Origin of the sequence: Cystobacter fuscus, from assembly GCF_002305875.1 — a bacterium.
Lineage (GTDB): Bacteria > Myxococcota > Myxococcia > Myxococcales > Myxococcaceae > Cystobacter > Cystobacter fuscus_A.
Window position 1 is genome coordinate 11,314,712 of the sequence record NZ_CP022098.1, and the last position, 14,480, is coordinate 11,329,191.

Below are 14,480 nucleotides of genomic sequence, written 5' to 3' on the forward strand. Positions count from 1 at the left end.
GCGCCTCGCCAGGAACACCTCCTGACGAGGCGCGTCAAGGGCCCTGGAGACGCCTGGGGGGCGGTGCTATGACACAGCCGCTGTCCGCCCCCCTCCCAGGCCTCCCATGAACAACCTCGGTTCCGTGTCCCGCGTCCTCCTCGTCCTGAGCCTGGGCGCCACCTTGTTGGAAATCCTGGCCTACAAGTTTGTCTTCAAACGTGAGTATGGCTGGCGTTCCGCCCTGGCGACGCTCGCCGTGATCGTGGGACGGGGCTTCACCCGGCTCATTCCCATCGCGCTCGTCCTGCCCGGCGCGGCGTGGCTCTACGAGCACCGGCTCTTCGATGCCTCGGCCCATGGTGTGGTGTCCTGGGTGGTGCTCTTCTTCGGCATCGAGTTCTTCTACTACTGGTACCACCGGCTGGGTCACCGCGTACGGTGGTTCTGGCTGTCACACGCGGTGCATCACTCGACCAACGAGATCAACCTCGTCGCCGCGGGCCGGCTCGCGTGGACATCGCAGATCACGGGCGCCTACGTCATCTTCACGCCGCTGGCGCTCCTCGGCTTCACTCCCGAGACCATCCTCGCCGGCTACGCCCTGAACCTGAGCTATCAGTTCTGGATCCACGCGGACTGGTTTCCGAAGCTGGGCTTCCTCGAGGGCATCCTCAACACCCCGTCGGCGCATCGCGTCCACCACGCGGCCAACCTCGACTACCTGGATGCCAATTACGGAGGCGTGCTCATGCTCTTCGATCGCCTCTTCGGCACGTACACCCCCGAGCGCGATGACCTGCCCTGCCGCTACGGCCTGGTGCACCCGCTGACGACGAACAATCCCTTGAAGATCGTCTTCCACCAGTTCGGCCCGTTCCTGCGTGACGTGATGAGCGCCCGGAGCCCACGCGAGGTGTGGGGCTACATCAGCTCTCCGCCGGGCTGGCGACCGGATGGCAACAGCGAGACCACCGAGGACATGCGCCGCAAGGCCGCGGGCGCGAAGCCAGCCGAGACGACACCGGCTCCAGTCTACGAAGCCGCCCTGCCCTGAGCCCCGTGGGGGGAGTCAGTGCATCGTCCGGGCGCGCGGCTCTTCCTCGTCGTCATCCCGGTCACGAGGCGAATCGCCCCCCTCCAGCAGCGCGAGGAGATCCTGGGTGGTCAACCGGGCCGCGACGTTCGTCCCCTCGAGCACCCCCGCCACGAGCGCCCGCTTGTCCGAGTGGAGCGAGAGGATCTGCTCCTCGATGGTGCCGCGCGCGACCAGCCGGTACACCGTCACCGGCCGCGTCTGTCCGATGCGGTGGGCGCGATCCGTCGCTTGATCCTCGACCGCCGGGTTCCACCAGGGCTCCAGGTGGATGACATAGTCGGCGGCGGTGAGGTTGATGCCCGTGCCACCCGCCTTGAGGGAGATCAGGAACAGCTCGCCCTCCCCCGCCTGGAACGCATGGATCCGCTTCGCCCGCGCCGCCGCGGGCGTCGACCCATCCAGGTACTGGTAGGTGAACCCCGCGCGCTCCAACTCCTCGCGAACGAGCTCCAGGTGCGAGGTGAACTGGCTGAACACCAGCACCCGGTGGCCCTCGCTCCGCAGTTCCTCCAGCAGCTCGATCAGACGCCGCATCTTGGAGGATGAAAGGGCCGACTGCCCATCGTAGAGCCGCGGATGCGAGGCGAGCAGCCGCAACCGCGTGAGCGCCGCGAGCACCTGGAAGCGCTGCTGCTCGTCACGAATGCCCTTGCCCTGCGTGCTCACCTCCGCCACCGCCGCGAGCCGGGCGTCCTCGTACAGCGTCCATTCCTCCTCGGAGAGCGCCACGGGCACCAGGATCTCCGTGCGTGGCGGCAGCTCCCGCGCCACCTCGCGCTTGGTGCGCCGCAACAGGAAGGGACGGATGACCCGCGAGAGGGCAGCGTTCGCCTCGGGATCCTTGCCCCGCTCGATGGGCCCGGCGAAGCGCTCGCGGAACTGCTCCCAACTGCCGAGCAGGCCCGGGAAGACGATCGCGAAGAGGCTCCACAGCTCACCCAGGTGGTTCTCCAGGGGCGTGCCCGACAGGGCGATGCGGAAGCCCGCATTCAACTGCCGCGCGGCCCGGGCCCGCCGGGTGTTCGGGTTCTTCAACGCCTGCGCCTCGTCGACCACGAGCGTCGCGAACTGCACCGCGCCCAGACTCGCCGCATCGCGCACCAGCAGGCCATAGCTCACGATGAGCACGTCGTTCTTCTTGAGCTTCGCCAGGCACTTCACGCGATCCGCCTGCTCGGCGTAGAGCACGGGGCGCAGGCCCGGCGCGAAGCGCTGGATCTCCTCCACCCAGTTGAAGGCCACCGAGGTGGGCGCGAGAACGAGGGCGGGACCAAGCCGCGAGCGATCCAACAGCATCGCGAGCGCCTGCACCGTCTTTCCCAGGCCCATGTCATCCGCGAGGCACGCACCCGCCCCCCAGGCCGCCACCCGGCTGAGCCACGCATGCCCCTCCACCTGGTAGTCGCGCAGCGTGGTTCCCAGCGAGGCGGGAGGCTTCGGCTTGAGCGACAGCGACGCGGCGAGGCGCTCCGTCAACAGCCGCCACGCGGGCGCGACCTCGACCTCGGCGCCCGCGTCGAACAGCGCGCTGATGGCGGGCACCGCGCCGGGAGACAACTCCACGCGGTTCTTCCCGAGGAAGGCGTGATCCGCCACCGCCTGTAGTCGCTGTCTCAGGGTGTCACCGAGCTCGACCCACCGGTTGGCATCCACTCGCACGAAGCGCTTCTGCCGCCGGGCCGCGTCCAGGAGGACCGCGAGCTCGATCCTCCCCGTCTCGACCTTCAGCTCACCCGAGACCCCGAACCAATCCTTCTTGCGCTCGACACGCACCTTCAGGAATTCCGGTCCCGTCGACGAGGTGATGACGGGCCGCTCGTCCACCCACTCGACCTCGAGCCCCTCCTGGGGCCGCTGCAACGCGGCGACGAGCCGCAGCGCCGACTCCGTGTCCCCGAGGCGGAAGCGGAACGGCGGCCCCTCCTCGGCGCCCTCGAGGGGAAGGGGGACGAGCGCCGCGCGGGCACGCTCCTCCTCGGACATCAGGTGGCGGCGCACGTAGCCGCGCTCCCCGTGACGCGAGAGCAGCACATCGCGCGGGCCCACGCCGGGAGGGTACAGCGGCGCGCCCGGACCGGGCCTCACGAGCAGCTCCAGCTCGAGTGACACATCGGGCAACAGGCGCAGGCGGACGACGGGAACCATCTCCGTCGGGTGCTCGCGTCCCTTGAGCGCGGGCGGGACGACGAGGGGCAGCCGTGTCTCGAGGCGCGACAACCGCTCGAGCAGTTGCTCGTGGCTCTCGGGGGGAAACTGGTCCCCGTGCTTGTCGAGCACGTGCCAGAGCTGCCGCGCCTCCTCGTTCACGTCGATGAGCAGGAACCGACCCCGCTCCGCCTCGGCGAGGAACAGCGGCTCGCCCGGGGTGAACGCACGCAGGAGCGCCCCCATCGTCTTGGGGTTGAGACGCTCGCCTTCGACGGAGGGCTCCAGGCGGATGTGGTCCGCGGCGGAGAGCGCGGTGAAGCCGAGCCGCACCCGCTTCACCTCGAGCGGCTCGTCGGGACGAAGCTCGAGCGCGACCCGCGGATGTCCGACGAGCGCGAGGAAGGCCCGCGAGGGGTAGGTCCCGGCCGCGCGTGACGCCGGAGCCCAGGAGGCGAGGTGCTCGGCGACCCGGAGATCCACCTCGGAGAGCAGCTCGCGATGCTCCTCGAGCAGCCGGGCCGCGGTCATCCGCGCGCCGGTGCTCCAGGTGCCCTTGCGCGTCTGTTTCTTCACCAGGGGCGACACCGTCAGCGCGCCCAGCTCATGCTCGACGCACCACCACACCTCGATTCCCGCACGGGGCCTGGCCGCCTCCGTCTCGAGCAGCTCGAGGTCCTTCAACGCGCGGGCCCAGCCCGGCAGGAGAAGTTCCTCGGCGATCCTCCGCGCCTCGGGGGCCCGGGCGGGCTCGGCCAGGACGTCGAGCACGGTATCGACGAGCGCGAGCGCGTGGGCACAGCCGCGTTGCCGGGCCGCGCAGCTGCACTCGACGCGGCTCTCACCGCCGCCGGGAAACGACAACCGGGTGGAGACGCCGATGGTGCCGTAATCCGGCCCGGAGCGGACGACCCGGTCCCGCTCCTTCCAGGTGAGCGAGCACGTCGCCGCGTCGAAGCCCCAGGTCGCCGAGGCCCGGCGCTCGCGGGAGCGCGGAAAGGCCTGGGCCCGGAGCGAGCGGCGCACCTCGAGCAGGCGCGTCCACAACGGCGCGAGCATGGCATCCGCGTGCGCCTCCCCACGGGCCGCCTCCTCGGAGAGCGCCTGCCGCACCGAGTCCGCTTCCTGGCGCAGGTAGGCCCACGCCGCCTCGGTGATCGCCGTCTCCAGGCCACTGCCGCGCGCGCCCACGTAGCGCAGGGCCCCCTCGCGCGAGCCCACATCGCGCAGGGCGAGCCCATTGAGGGCGTGCTGGAGTCCATTGCGCCGCGCCTCGTTGAGGGGCAGCTCCGCCACGAGCACGGACACGGAGACCGCGAGCGCGTGCCGGACGTGGTGCGCGTCCGCCCAGCGCTCCAGGTCCGCGCGCGTCGCGAAGGGCCCCTCGGGCGGCTCGGCCGGGACAGAACCCTGGGAGAGAAAAGACAGCCCGAGGGCGATGGCATGCTCGCAGACCGCGTCGCGCACCGGGCACGCGCAGCGGGACACGAGCGCGCCCCCCGAGGCCGTGAGCCGGACTCGGTACGTCTCCCGTCCCCGGACGAGCCCCTCGAGGGCATCGTTCTCGAGGGCACAGGAGAGGACCCGCCCCTCGCGCCAGGAGGCCTCACCGGAGAGGAAGGCACTTCCCGAGGCCGCGCGGAGGGAGTCGGCGGTCAGCAACGTGGACAACGACATGGGCGGCGGACTCTAACCGCGAGGCGGGTGCCCGGCTGCCCATTCCGACAGGAGGGGCCGCGCCCCGGTCTCCCCGGAGAGCGGGCGAGGCCCCTCCTCTTCACCCGGGAGCGCTTGACTACCGCCACCGGGGGCCTCTCGTGGCCTACTGCTTGACGAGCTCGAACTGGTCGAAGGCCGCCCAGTTCCCCGCGTTCGCGTCGCTGTAGACGCCCACCTCGATGTTGCCGTTGGTGACCGGGATGTTGTTGATGATGTACTGCGTATAGCCCGTGACGGCGCCAGAGCCGATCTCCGCCGTCAGCTCGGCGCCACCGTAGCCCTTCGCGTACAGCCGCAGCGCGCGCTGGCCGCCGCTGGAGCGGGCCCACACGCTGGCGCGGTAGGTGCCGTTGGCCACGGCCTTCGTCTGGCCCGAGATCTGCTGGTAGGCGGCCGCCGAGTAGTGCGTGAGCTTGTAATTGCCCGTGTACGGGTAGTCCGTGTCCACCTTGTGCGCCAGCTCGGCGTTGTGCCACTCGGCGTTCCAGCTCGACAGGGTGCCGTCCGCCTCGAAGCCGGGGTTGGCGAGCAGGTTCGTCGCCGTGGGGGCGTTCTCACGCGCCCACACGTAGGTGCCCACGGTCTTCGCCGGCAGCGTGGCGAGCAGCTCCCAGCCCTCGGACGCGAGCTTGAAGCGCTGGCTGGAGGCGGTCTGGTTGATGACCACGGAGACGATGGTGTTGTCCGGGTTGAGGAAGGACACGTTCGTCACCGTGCTGGCCGAGCCGTAGGTGCTGGAGATGCGTTTGGCGCCCGCCTTCACGTACTTGGAGTACTGGCCGATCAGGTAGACCTCGGGAAGGGCCCAGTAGTTGTCGTAGGAGGAGGCGCTCTGGATGAGCATCGTGGGGCCGGGCGTCCCGGTCCACTTCTCCGGCTGGATGTTGCTGTCCAGCATCGTCACCCAGCCGTTGTAGCCCGCGGCCCAGTTGCGGAAGTACTGCGCCATGCGGTCCGCTCCGCTCGTGCCCCAGACCGAGCGCTCGGTCATCATGATGTTCTTGCCAGGCCAGGCGTTGCGCACCTGGGTCATGCTGCTGGGGTCGCCCGCGTAGTCGTGGAACGCCACGCCGTCCGTCGCCGCGTTCCCGGCGGCATCGTTCAGGGTAGGCGTCACATAGGCCAGCGCCGAGTCGAAGTTGTGGTCGAACGCCCAGATGCGGGTGCTCAAGCCGTTCGCGTTCAGCTCGTTCTTCAGGGCGACGATGAGCTGGCGCGCCTGGGTCGAATCCACCGAGGTGCTGGGGTAGTCCGGCGCCTGATACAGGGGCTCGTTCTGCACGGTCAGCGCGTAGATGGGGATGCCCTGCGCCTGGTAGGCCTGGATGGCCTTGCGGTAGTACGTCGCCAGGGTCGGGATGTACTGGGACAGCAGCTTGCCGCCGATGAGGCTGCCGTTGTCCTTCATCCAGGCGGGCGGGCTCCACGGGCTCGCGAAGATCTTCAGGTTCGGGTTGACCGCCAGCGCCTGCTTGATCGTCGAGACGATGTTGTAGTCGATGTCCTTCTGGATGGAGAAGTACGTGAGGTTCGGGTCGGTCTGGCCAGCGGGCCGGTCGTCGTAGGTGTAGAACTGGCGGCCGGTGAAGTCAGACGTGCCGAAGGTGATGCGCAGCAGGTTCATGCCCGCCCCGGTGGCCGGATCGAGCAGCTTCTTCAAGACCTCCGTGCGCTTCGCCTGGGACATGCGCGAGAGGTTGAAGACCGTCGACTCCTCCAGCGAGGTGCCGATGCCCAGCATCGTCTGGAACTGCACCGAGGGGTCCACCGCCAGCGTGGTGGCCGAGGTGGTGGTCGGGCTCGTCAGGGCGATGTTCGCCTGCGGGCTCAGCGCATAGGGAATGGACAGGGGACCGCTGAACCAGGCGCCGTCACCGGGGTTCTTCTCCGAACTCCAGATGACCTGCGCGGAGGGCGCGGCCGAGGCGGCCGTTCCCATCACGAGCGCCCCGAATGCCAGGGCGGACGTCGTCAAGCGCTTCCATGGGGTAAGGAATGCCATGTCTTGGTTCTTTCGTGTTCAAGCGACGGGACGGCACCCGGTGCCTCACCGAGGCACCGGGAACCGCGGAGGCTCACTGCTTGACGAGCTCGAACTGGTCGAAGGCCGCCCAGTTCCCCGCGTTCGCGTCGCTGTAGACACCCACCTCGATGCTGCCGTTGGTGACGGGAATGTTGCTGATGGTGTACTGCGTATAGCCCGCGACGGCGCCGGAGCCGATCTCCGCCGTCACCTCGGCCCCGCCGTAGTTCTTCGCGTACAGGCGCAGCGCCTTCTGGCCGCCGCTGGAGCGGGCCCACACGCTGGCGCGGTAGGTGCCATTGGCCACGGCCTTCGACTGGCCCGACACCTGCTGGTAGGCAGCCGCCGAGTAGTGCGTGAGCTTGGAGGCGCCCGCGTAGGGGTAGTCGGTGTCCACCTTGTGCGCCAGCGCCGGGCTGTGCCACTCGGAGTTCCAGCTCGTCAGACCCGACTCGAAGCTGGGGTTGTCCAGCAGGTTGCTGCCCGTGGGCGGGGGCGTGGTGCTCCCCACCGCCTGGGCAATGGCGGTCAGCAGCGAGGCGCTGCCCTTGGCGTCATCGGAGATGTCCCAGATCATCACGCCGCCGCCCCGCTGGAGCGCCAGCTTGGACTTCGACTGGATGGTGGCGATGCCGTTGTAATAGACGGCGCCCACGTTGTCCTTGTAGGGCGCCTGGGAGTCCTGGGCCACCAGCGCGGCATAGCCCACGTACGCGGTCTGCGAGCGGCCGTAGAACGGCACGCCGAGCACCGCCTTGTCCTTGGGCAGACCGCGGCCGAGCCAGTAATCCAGGGACTGGACGGCATAGTTATACGTGGAGTGCGGATAGCCGCCGTCGTAGGCCATGATGTTGAGGAAGTCCACGTCGGCGAAGGTCGCCGTGGGGATGCCCCCGCCCGTGTACCCGTTGGCCACGACCGCCGCGGTGAGCAGCTTGCCGCGGCTGTGCATCGCGCTGGACAGCTCCTTCATCAGCAGGCCGTAGTTCGTGGCCGAGTTGCCCGGATCCGGGTACTCCCAATCGATATCAACGCCATCCAGCCCGGCCTGGTTCACGAAGTTCACCAGGTTGTTGACGAAGGCCGTCCGGGTCGAGGCATTGGCGGCCAGCTGCTCGAAGCCGGAGTCGTTTCCGTCATTCCAGCCGCCCACCGCGATGAGCACCTTGACGCCCCGCGAGTGCGCCGTCTGGACCAGGGACTTGAGCCGGGCGTCCCCGCTGCTCAACCCCGTGAGCCCACCCTGCGCGGTGGGAAGGAGGAAGGAGTAGTTGATGTGCGTGAGGTTGTCGTACTGGATGTCATTGACGTTGCCATTCCAGGTGGGGAAGTAGCCAACGACCCGGGTGGTGAGCGCGGCCTGCTCCTGGGTGTCCAGGGGCTGCTCGGAGAGCGCGTCCGGCGCCCCGGAGCACGCAACCACGGTGGAGAGGACAGCACCTACGGTCAACCTGCGCAAGGGGTAGGGAATGTAGGACAAGGAGGATTCCTCAGCTTTCATCGGTTTTTCCTGCATCTCCGTTTTCGATGGACTGGAGATAAAGTTGCTTTTTTTCGGGTCAATCAATCGAAACGTTTCGACCGACGGCCTCCCGCGGACATTTCTTGGAAAATGGGCATTAGGGACTTTTTCGATCTCGTTAGTTCCTCTTGCTAAACCCGGGTTGATTGAATCATAGTCAATCACAAACCTGCCCCTCGCCGTGCGCTGCTGAAACCGCGCGGCCGAGGAGGTTCTACCCACCGAGAAGACAAACATGAAGAATACGAAGTTCAACGCGCTCTCCACCGTGACGGCGTTGTTCGCCAGCATCGCCACCGTGAATGCCTTGCCAGCCGTTGCCGAGGCAGCTTCCGCTGACAAGAGCGTGACCGCGCCGGAGGTGTCGCCGGACATCCTCAACGCGATGCGTCGGGACCTGAAGGGCACCGAGGAGCAGTTGCTGCGCCGGCTGGACTTCGAGGCGAAGGCGCCCTCCCTGGAGCGGGGCCTGCGCGAGCAGCTGGGAGACCGCTTCGGCGGCGCCTGGTTGAACGAGGAGGGCACCGGGCTCATCGTCGGCGTCACCGACGAGGCCAGCGCCGCGCGCGTTCGCCGCGCTGGAGCCGAGCCCCGGCTCGTCAAGCACAGCAAGGCGCGGCTGGACGAGGTCATGGCGGAGCTGGATCGCAACGCCCACAACGCGCCCGCCTCGGTCTACTCCTGGTACGTGGACGTCGCCACCAACAGCGTCGTCGTGCAGGCCGAGAGCGCCACGAGCCTGATGGCCTCGCGCGCCCAGTCGTTCACCGCCCTGAGCAGCGGCGCCAAGGACGGGACGATCCGCGTGGAGCACTCCGCCCAGGCCCCGCGCCCGGCGTACGACGTGCGCGGCGGCGAGGTCTACTTCACCGGCACCGGGGCCGGTGGCTCCTATGCCGCGTGCTCGGTGGGCTTCTCCGTGTACGGCGGCTTCGTCACCGCGGGACACTGTGGCAGCGCGGGCACCCCCACCCTCGGCTTCAACTGGCAGGCCATGGGCACCGTCCGCGCGTCCGTCTGGCCCGGCAATGACTGGGCGTGGGTGGCCACCAACAGCTCGTGGACGCCGCAGCCCTGGGTGTACAACTACGCCAACGCCCACGTCCTGGTGCAGGGCTCCAACGCGGCGGGCATCGGCGCCTCCATCTGTCGCTCCGGCAACACGACGGGCTGGCGGTGTGGAACGCTCCAGGCCACGAACATCACCGTCAACTACTCCAATGGCCCCGTCTATGGTCTGTCCAAGACCAACGCGTGCGCCGACCCCGGTGACTCGGGTGGCTCGGTCATCTCCGGCAACCAGGCGCAGGGCGTGACCTCGGGCATCGCGGGCGGTTGCGCCAGCAGCGCTCCCCAGACGTTCTTCCAGCCCATCAACCCCATCCTCAGCGCCTACGGCCTCACGCTCGTCACCAGCGGCGGCAGCAGCGGCGGCGGCGCGTCGTTCGTGTCGCGGATGAACGGCAAGTGCATCGACGTGCCCAACAGCAACTTCTCCGACGGCGTCCAGCTGCAGATGTGGACCTGCAATGGCACCAACGCCCAGAAGTTCACCTGGGACGGCGCCCGGCTGAAGATCGGCGGCAAGTGCATGGACGTGTCCGGGGCCTCCACGGCCAACGGCACCCGCATCCAGCTCGCCAACTGCAATGGCAACCGCGCCCAGGACTTCACGCTCAGCCCCGCGGGCGACCTGGTCAGCTACCTCGCCGACAAGTGCGTGGACATCGAGGGCTTCAACGCCAACGACGGCGCCAAGCTGAGCATCTACACCTGCAACGGCACCTCGAACCAGAAGTGGGACTTCCGCTAGTCCCGGCCCGGGGTCACGCCGCCCACTGACGTACGATGCGATGCGTGGCCTCGGCCTGCACGGAGTCCGGCCGCAACTGCATCCCCACGCCGCGGGCGCCCACCAGACACACGTGGCCGGCGCTCGCGGCCTCTCCGGGCCGCACCTCATCCGCGAACCACAGCTCACCGCCCAGGGCGAACACCGCCTGGCGCAGGTACGCGTCGAAGTCCGCCTCGGGCAACAGCCGCAGGTGCTCCACCAGCAGCTCCACCGTGACGTCCACCTCGGCGGCATCCGCCTCCGGCTTCGCGCCGAGCGGAGCCGTCAGGCCCCGGAACATCTCGGTGGCGCGGCGCGCCGGCAGGAACGCGGCATAGCCGGGCCGCAGCACCGCCACGCCCGGCTCCGTGCGCGAGCCCGGCGCGGCCCCCTCGGGCACACGCCAGGCGGGCACCACGGACACGTCCTCCACCCGCCGCGTGCCGTCCACCCGCCCGAGGAAGGGCGCGCGGTGGTGCAGCTCGAGCAGCGCGGCCAGGCGTCCCGCGGCCCCCGCGTGGCGCACGGTCACCCGGCGCTCGCCCTCGACGCGCACCTCACCCCAGGCCGCCAGGGCGGTGATGCCCTCCGGAGCGATGGACGCGAGCGACACCTGCACCGGCTCACCCAGGCGCGGCTGCCACACGAGCCGCTTCGCGGTGAGCCAGAAGCGCCCCGTGTAGCGCGAGAAGTAGACGGCCAGGAGCGCCCCGCCCAGGACGAGCACCGGCACGACGCTGGCCCGCCGCCCGAGGAGATGTTGGTGGGTGAGCACGAGCAGCGCGAACACCCATGCGCCTGGCCATGCGAGGAAGTGCCGCAACCCCTGCGAGCCCTCGAACAACACCGGCTCGTCGTCCCCCGGGGGCTGGGGCAGCGGCTCGGACATCAGCCGCTCCAGATGCCCCCACACCTCGGCGAGCGACGCCCCCTCCTGGTGCGTGAGGCGGGCGAGCCGCGCACGGGCCACGCGCTCCAGCCGCTCGCGCCGCGCGAGCAACCGCCGGTGGGCCCCCGGAGCGCCCCGGGCGAGCCACTCGCTCACGGCGGGCTCCAGCGCCAGCGCCCCGCGCAGCAGGTCCACCCGCACGCGCAGCCGCCACTTCCAGCGCGGCGAGCGCAACACCCGCAGCAGCTCGCCGTAGCAGGCCAGGGCCTGGGGACCGAGCGCCTCGTCCGCGACGTCCGGGGAGCCGCTCTCGCGGGCATTCACATCGCGGGGAAAGGCCAGATGCATGCCGGAAGTCCTCTCGACGATTCCCCGTCCCAACAGTCCGGGTCCGCCCGTTCCATCCACCCGCGTCCGCCCGGCCATCCCCCACGGCGGAGCCCGGAGGGCAACCAGGAGGGCATGCGCCCTCTCATCCGTCAGGAGGCCGAGCGCTGCGCGCCCAGCAGTGCCCGGACATCGGCGATGAGGCGGTCATCATCCCACGGCTTGCTGATGAAGTGGGAGATGACACCGGCCTCGGGTCCACCGGAAGACAGGTCCGCATGGCCGGAGATGAGCACCCGCACGGCCGAAGGCGCGATCCGCAACACCTGGCCGAGCAGTTCCAGGCCGTTCATCCCCCGCATGCGGAAGTCGGAGATGACGACGTCCGCGGGAAACGTGGCCAGCTTCTCGATGGCCTCCTCGCCCCCGAGCGCGACCTCGATGGAGAAGCCCTCGCGCCGCAGCAGTCTGCGGAGGGCGCCCACCACATGAACTTCGTCATCGACGATGAGAATCCTGGCCATACGGGCTCCGAACCACACCGGCACGCCCCCGCCCCACCCCATGCGGGTTGCTCGTTCCGGGACACACCGTGCCACGGATGAACGAGCGCTCGGGAGACGAGTCAGAGACGACGCGCGGCGAGCCCGAACCATCCACGAAGAAGCCGGGTGCGAGCAATAGCAACAGCGGACGCGCGACCTGGAACGTCTCGGGCCATGCACCCGCACCGGAGCATGCGGCGCCAGCCTGTAATTTCTAAAGCCCTGGAAGCACCTCAAGGCGGGGACAACGCGCGGGTGAGGCCCAACAGATGACGCAGGATGCGGCCGGTGGCGCCCCAGATGACGTGGCTCTCGTAGGTGTAGAAATCCACCTCGTACGCCACGCCCCGTGAGAAGTGGGGCTCGACGCGGTGGGCGGTGGGATCCATCAGGTGCGCCAGGGGCACCTCGACGATGAACTCCACTTCCGCGGGGTTGGGCTTGTACTCCAGGCCATGGGGAAGCACGCCCACGAAGGGTTGGATGCGGAAGCCCGAGCCGCCCAGGGTGGGCACTTCGTCCAGGGCACCGAGCACGCGCACTCCCGTCACGTCGATGCCGAGTTCCTCGCGCGTCTCGCGCAGCGCGGTCTGCAGGGGCGTGGGGTCCACGGCGTCGCGCGAGCCGCCGGGGAAGGAGTACTGGCCGGCGTGGTGGCGCAGCGTGGTGGGCCGCTTGGTGAAGAGCACCTGGGGCACCCCGTCGCGCAGGAGCAGGGGCACCAACACCGCCGCCTCGCGCAGCACGAGCCCCGGCATGCGCAACGCCTGGGGCGGCCGGGTGGACAGCTGATTCTCGAGCGCGTCGAAGAGAGGGTGCACGGCTACTCCGTCAGTTGCTTCTCCACGGGGACCATGAGGGGCTTCTTCGGGGTGTCCGTGTTCTCCAACCCGGACTGGGGGTGCAGCACGCCCCGCTGCAACAGCACGAGCAGCAGGCAGCCGAGCGCCACGCGGTAGACGATGAAGACGAGCGTGGAGCGTCGGCGCAGGTAGCTCAACAGCCACGCGATGGCGGCCCATCCCGAGCCGAAGGCCACCAGCGTGCCCACCACCAGCGCCAGCGTCGAGGGACGCTCGGTGGCCTCCAGCAGGTGCTTGAGTTCGAAGAGACCCGCGAGCGAGGTGGCGGGAATGGACAGGAGGAAGGAGTAGCGCGCCGCGTCCTCGCGCCGCAGCCCCAGGGACAGGGCCCCGGTGATGGTGGTGCCCGAGCGCGAGGAGCCCGGAATGAGGGCGAGCGCCTGCCACAGCCCCACGATGATGCCGTCGCGCCAGGTCATCTGCTCCAGGGTGCGCTGGTGCGAGGCCAGGCGCTCCACGACGAAGAGGATGAGGGCGAGCAGGATGAGGCTCGCCGAGATGACGTAGAGCGAGCGCAGCGACGTCTCGATGCTCTTCTTGAAGAGCAGGCCGCACACGCCGATGGGCAGCGTGCCCACGAGCACGAACCACGCGAGGCGCGAGTCGGTGGTGGCCATGGGCTGGCGCCGCACGAGCCCCTGGAAGAAGGCCCGGCCGAGCGTGACCAGATCCTTGCGGAAGTAGATGAGCACGGCCGCCACGGTGCCCAGTTGGATGACGGCCGAGTACGCCGCGCCCGGATCGGCCCAGCCGAACAGCTCCGGAACGATGCGCAGGTGCGCGGTGGAGCTGATGGGCAGGAACTCGGTCAACCCCTGGACCAGTCCGAGAACGATGGCTTGGAAGAGACTCATAGAGGAGGGAAGTGCATGTATGCGCTAGCCTCCAGGGCAGCAAGGTCCTTCACGTCGGAGCTGTCTTCCGGAAACACCTCATGCCCCCCACTCCCCCCTGCCCCTGCTCCTCGGGCCTGCGCTACACCGCGTGCTGCGCCCGCTACCACCGTGGCACCGCGGAAGCACCCGACGCCGAGGCCCTCATGCGCTCGCGCTACAGCGCCTTCGCCCTGCGCGAGGTGGACTACCTCTGGCGCACCCTGCACCCCGACCACCCGGACCGCTCCCGGCCCCGGGAAGACTTCGTGCGCGAGCTGCGCGCCCAGGCCAGCGCCCTCAAGTACCCCCGGCTGTACGTGTTGGACCGCCAGCTCACCGACCCGTCCGGGACGTCGGTGGTGCTCTTCTACGCGCGCGTCTTCGAGAGCGGCAAGGATCGCTCCTTCGTGGAGCGCTCGGAGTTCCGCCACGATGGCACCGGCTGGCGCTACCGGAGCGGCGAGGCGCGCGCCCCCCAGTCCCTGCCCGCGCCCCCCGAGTCCCTCACCCTGGCCACCTTCGCCGCGTCCGGGGGTCCGGCCGGGGAGTAGGGGGTCCGCCCGGTTGAAGGGGGGATGACCCCCCCCTTTCAGACCCGAGGCCCCTTCGGGTAAAACGCTGCCCACCACGCGCATGCGGGCCGAAGCGGGGGACGGGTCG

The 14,480-nt window shown here is 69.3% G+C and carries 10 protein-coding genes; 3 read left to right on the plus strand and 7 right to left on the minus strand.

The window, feature by feature from the left end:
* Positions 1-106: 106 nt before the first annotated feature.
* Positions 107-1,036, plus strand: a complete 930-nt coding sequence (locus CYFUS_RS45790) for a sterol desaturase family protein (protein ID WP_095990965.1) — start codon at positions 107-109, stop codon at positions 1,034-1,036.
* Between the two features lie 15 nt (positions 1,037-1,051).
* Here the strand turns inward: CYFUS_RS45790 and CYFUS_RS45795 are convergent, their stop codons facing one another.
* From CYFUS_RS45795 to CYFUS_RS45805, 3 genes are all read right to left on the minus strand, one after another.
* On the minus strand, positions 1,052-4,900 hold the full coding sequence (locus tag CYFUS_RS45795) for a DEAD/DEAH box helicase (RefSeq protein ID WP_095990966.1): 3,849 nt from the start codon (positions 4,898-4,900) through the stop codon (positions 1,052-1,054).
* Positions 4,901-5,045: 145 nt separating this feature from the next.
* Positions 5,046-6,917, minus strand: a complete 1,872-nt coding sequence (locus CYFUS_RS45800; protein ID WP_232537189.1) for a glycoside hydrolase family 30 protein — start codon at positions 6,915-6,917, stop codon at positions 5,046-5,048.
* A 100-nt stretch (positions 6,918-7,017) separates the two neighbouring features.
* Positions 7,018-8,466: a glycosyl hydrolase family 18 protein gene (locus tag CYFUS_RS45805; RefSeq protein ID WP_232537190.1), complete on the minus strand. Its 1,449-nt coding sequence runs from the start codon at positions 8,464-8,466 to the stop codon at positions 7,018-7,020.
* 256 nt (positions 8,467-8,722) lie between these two features.
* On the opposite strand from CYFUS_RS45805, the gene CYFUS_RS45810 reads away from it, so the two are divergent.
* Positions 8,723-10,300 carry a S1 family peptidase gene (locus tag CYFUS_RS45810; protein ID WP_095990968.1) on the plus strand — a complete coding sequence of 526 codons (1,578 nt, stop codon included), beginning with the start codon at positions 8,723-8,725 and terminating at the stop codon, positions 10,298-10,300.
* A 13-nt stretch (positions 10,301-10,313) separates the two neighbouring features.
* Here CYFUS_RS45810 and CYFUS_RS45815 read toward each other — a convergent pair whose 3' ends face one another.
* The 4 genes from CYFUS_RS45815 to CYFUS_RS45830 form a co-directional block, all read right to left on the minus strand.
* The gene (locus CYFUS_RS45815) at positions 10,314-11,558 is read right to left on the minus strand and encodes a hypothetical protein (RefSeq protein WP_095990969.1); all 1,245 of its coding nucleotides are present in this window, start codon (positions 11,556-11,558) and stop codon (positions 10,314-10,316) included.
* A gap of 131 nt (positions 11,559-11,689) precedes the next feature.
* Positions 11,690-12,061 carry a response regulator gene (locus CYFUS_RS45820; protein WP_095990970.1) on the minus strand — a complete coding sequence of 124 codons (372 nt, stop codon included), beginning with the start codon at positions 12,059-12,061 and terminating at the stop codon, positions 11,690-11,692.
* A 254-nt stretch (positions 12,062-12,315) separates the two neighbouring features.
* Positions 12,316-12,903, minus strand: coding sequence for an NUDIX hydrolase (locus CYFUS_RS45825; RefSeq protein ID WP_095990971.1), 588 nt, complete (start codon positions 12,901-12,903; stop codon positions 12,316-12,318).
* Between the two features lie 2 nt (positions 12,904-12,905).
* Entirely contained in the window at positions 12,906-13,799 is an 894-nt protein-coding gene (locus tag CYFUS_RS45830) for an undecaprenyl-diphosphate phosphatase (protein WP_095990972.1), read from the minus strand.
* 80 nt (positions 13,800-13,879) lie between these two features.
* Between CYFUS_RS45830 and CYFUS_RS45835 the strand changes: the two genes are divergently transcribed.
* Positions 13,880-14,371, plus strand: coding sequence for a YchJ family protein (locus CYFUS_RS45835; RefSeq protein WP_095990973.1), 492 nt, complete (start codon positions 13,880-13,882; stop codon positions 14,369-14,371).
* Positions 14,372-14,480 lie beyond the last annotated feature (109 nt).

Coding starts and splice junctions, on each gene's coding strand:
- CYFUS_RS45790 (WP_095990965.1), top strand. CDS start 107: ATGAACAACCTCGGTTCCGTGTCCCGCGTCCTCCTCGTCCTGAGCCTG.
- CYFUS_RS45795 (WP_095990966.1), bottom strand. CDS start 4,900: ATGTCGTTGTCCACGTTGCTGACCGCCGACTCCCTCCGCGCGGCCTCG.
- CYFUS_RS45805 (WP_232537190.1), bottom strand. CDS start 8,466: ATGAAAGCTGAGGAATCCTCCTTGTCCTACATTCCCTACCCCTTGCGC.
- CYFUS_RS45810 (WP_095990968.1), top strand. CDS start 8,723: ATGAAGAATACGAAGTTCAACGCGCTCTCCACCGTGACGGCGTTGTTC.
- CYFUS_RS45815 (WP_095990969.1), bottom strand. CDS start 11,558: ATGCATCTGGCCTTTCCCCGCGATGTGAATGCCCGCGAGAGCGGCTCC.
- CYFUS_RS45820 (WP_095990970.1), bottom strand. CDS start 12,061: ATGGCCAGGATTCTCATCGTCGATGACGAAGTTCATGTGGTGGGCGCC.
- CYFUS_RS45830 (WP_095990972.1), bottom strand. CDS start 13,799: ATGAGTCTCTTCCAAGCCATCGTTCTCGGACTGGTCCAGGGGTTGACC.
- CYFUS_RS45835 (WP_095990973.1), top strand. CDS start 13,880: ATGCCCCCCACTCCCCCCTGCCCCTGCTCCTCGGGCCTGCGCTACACC.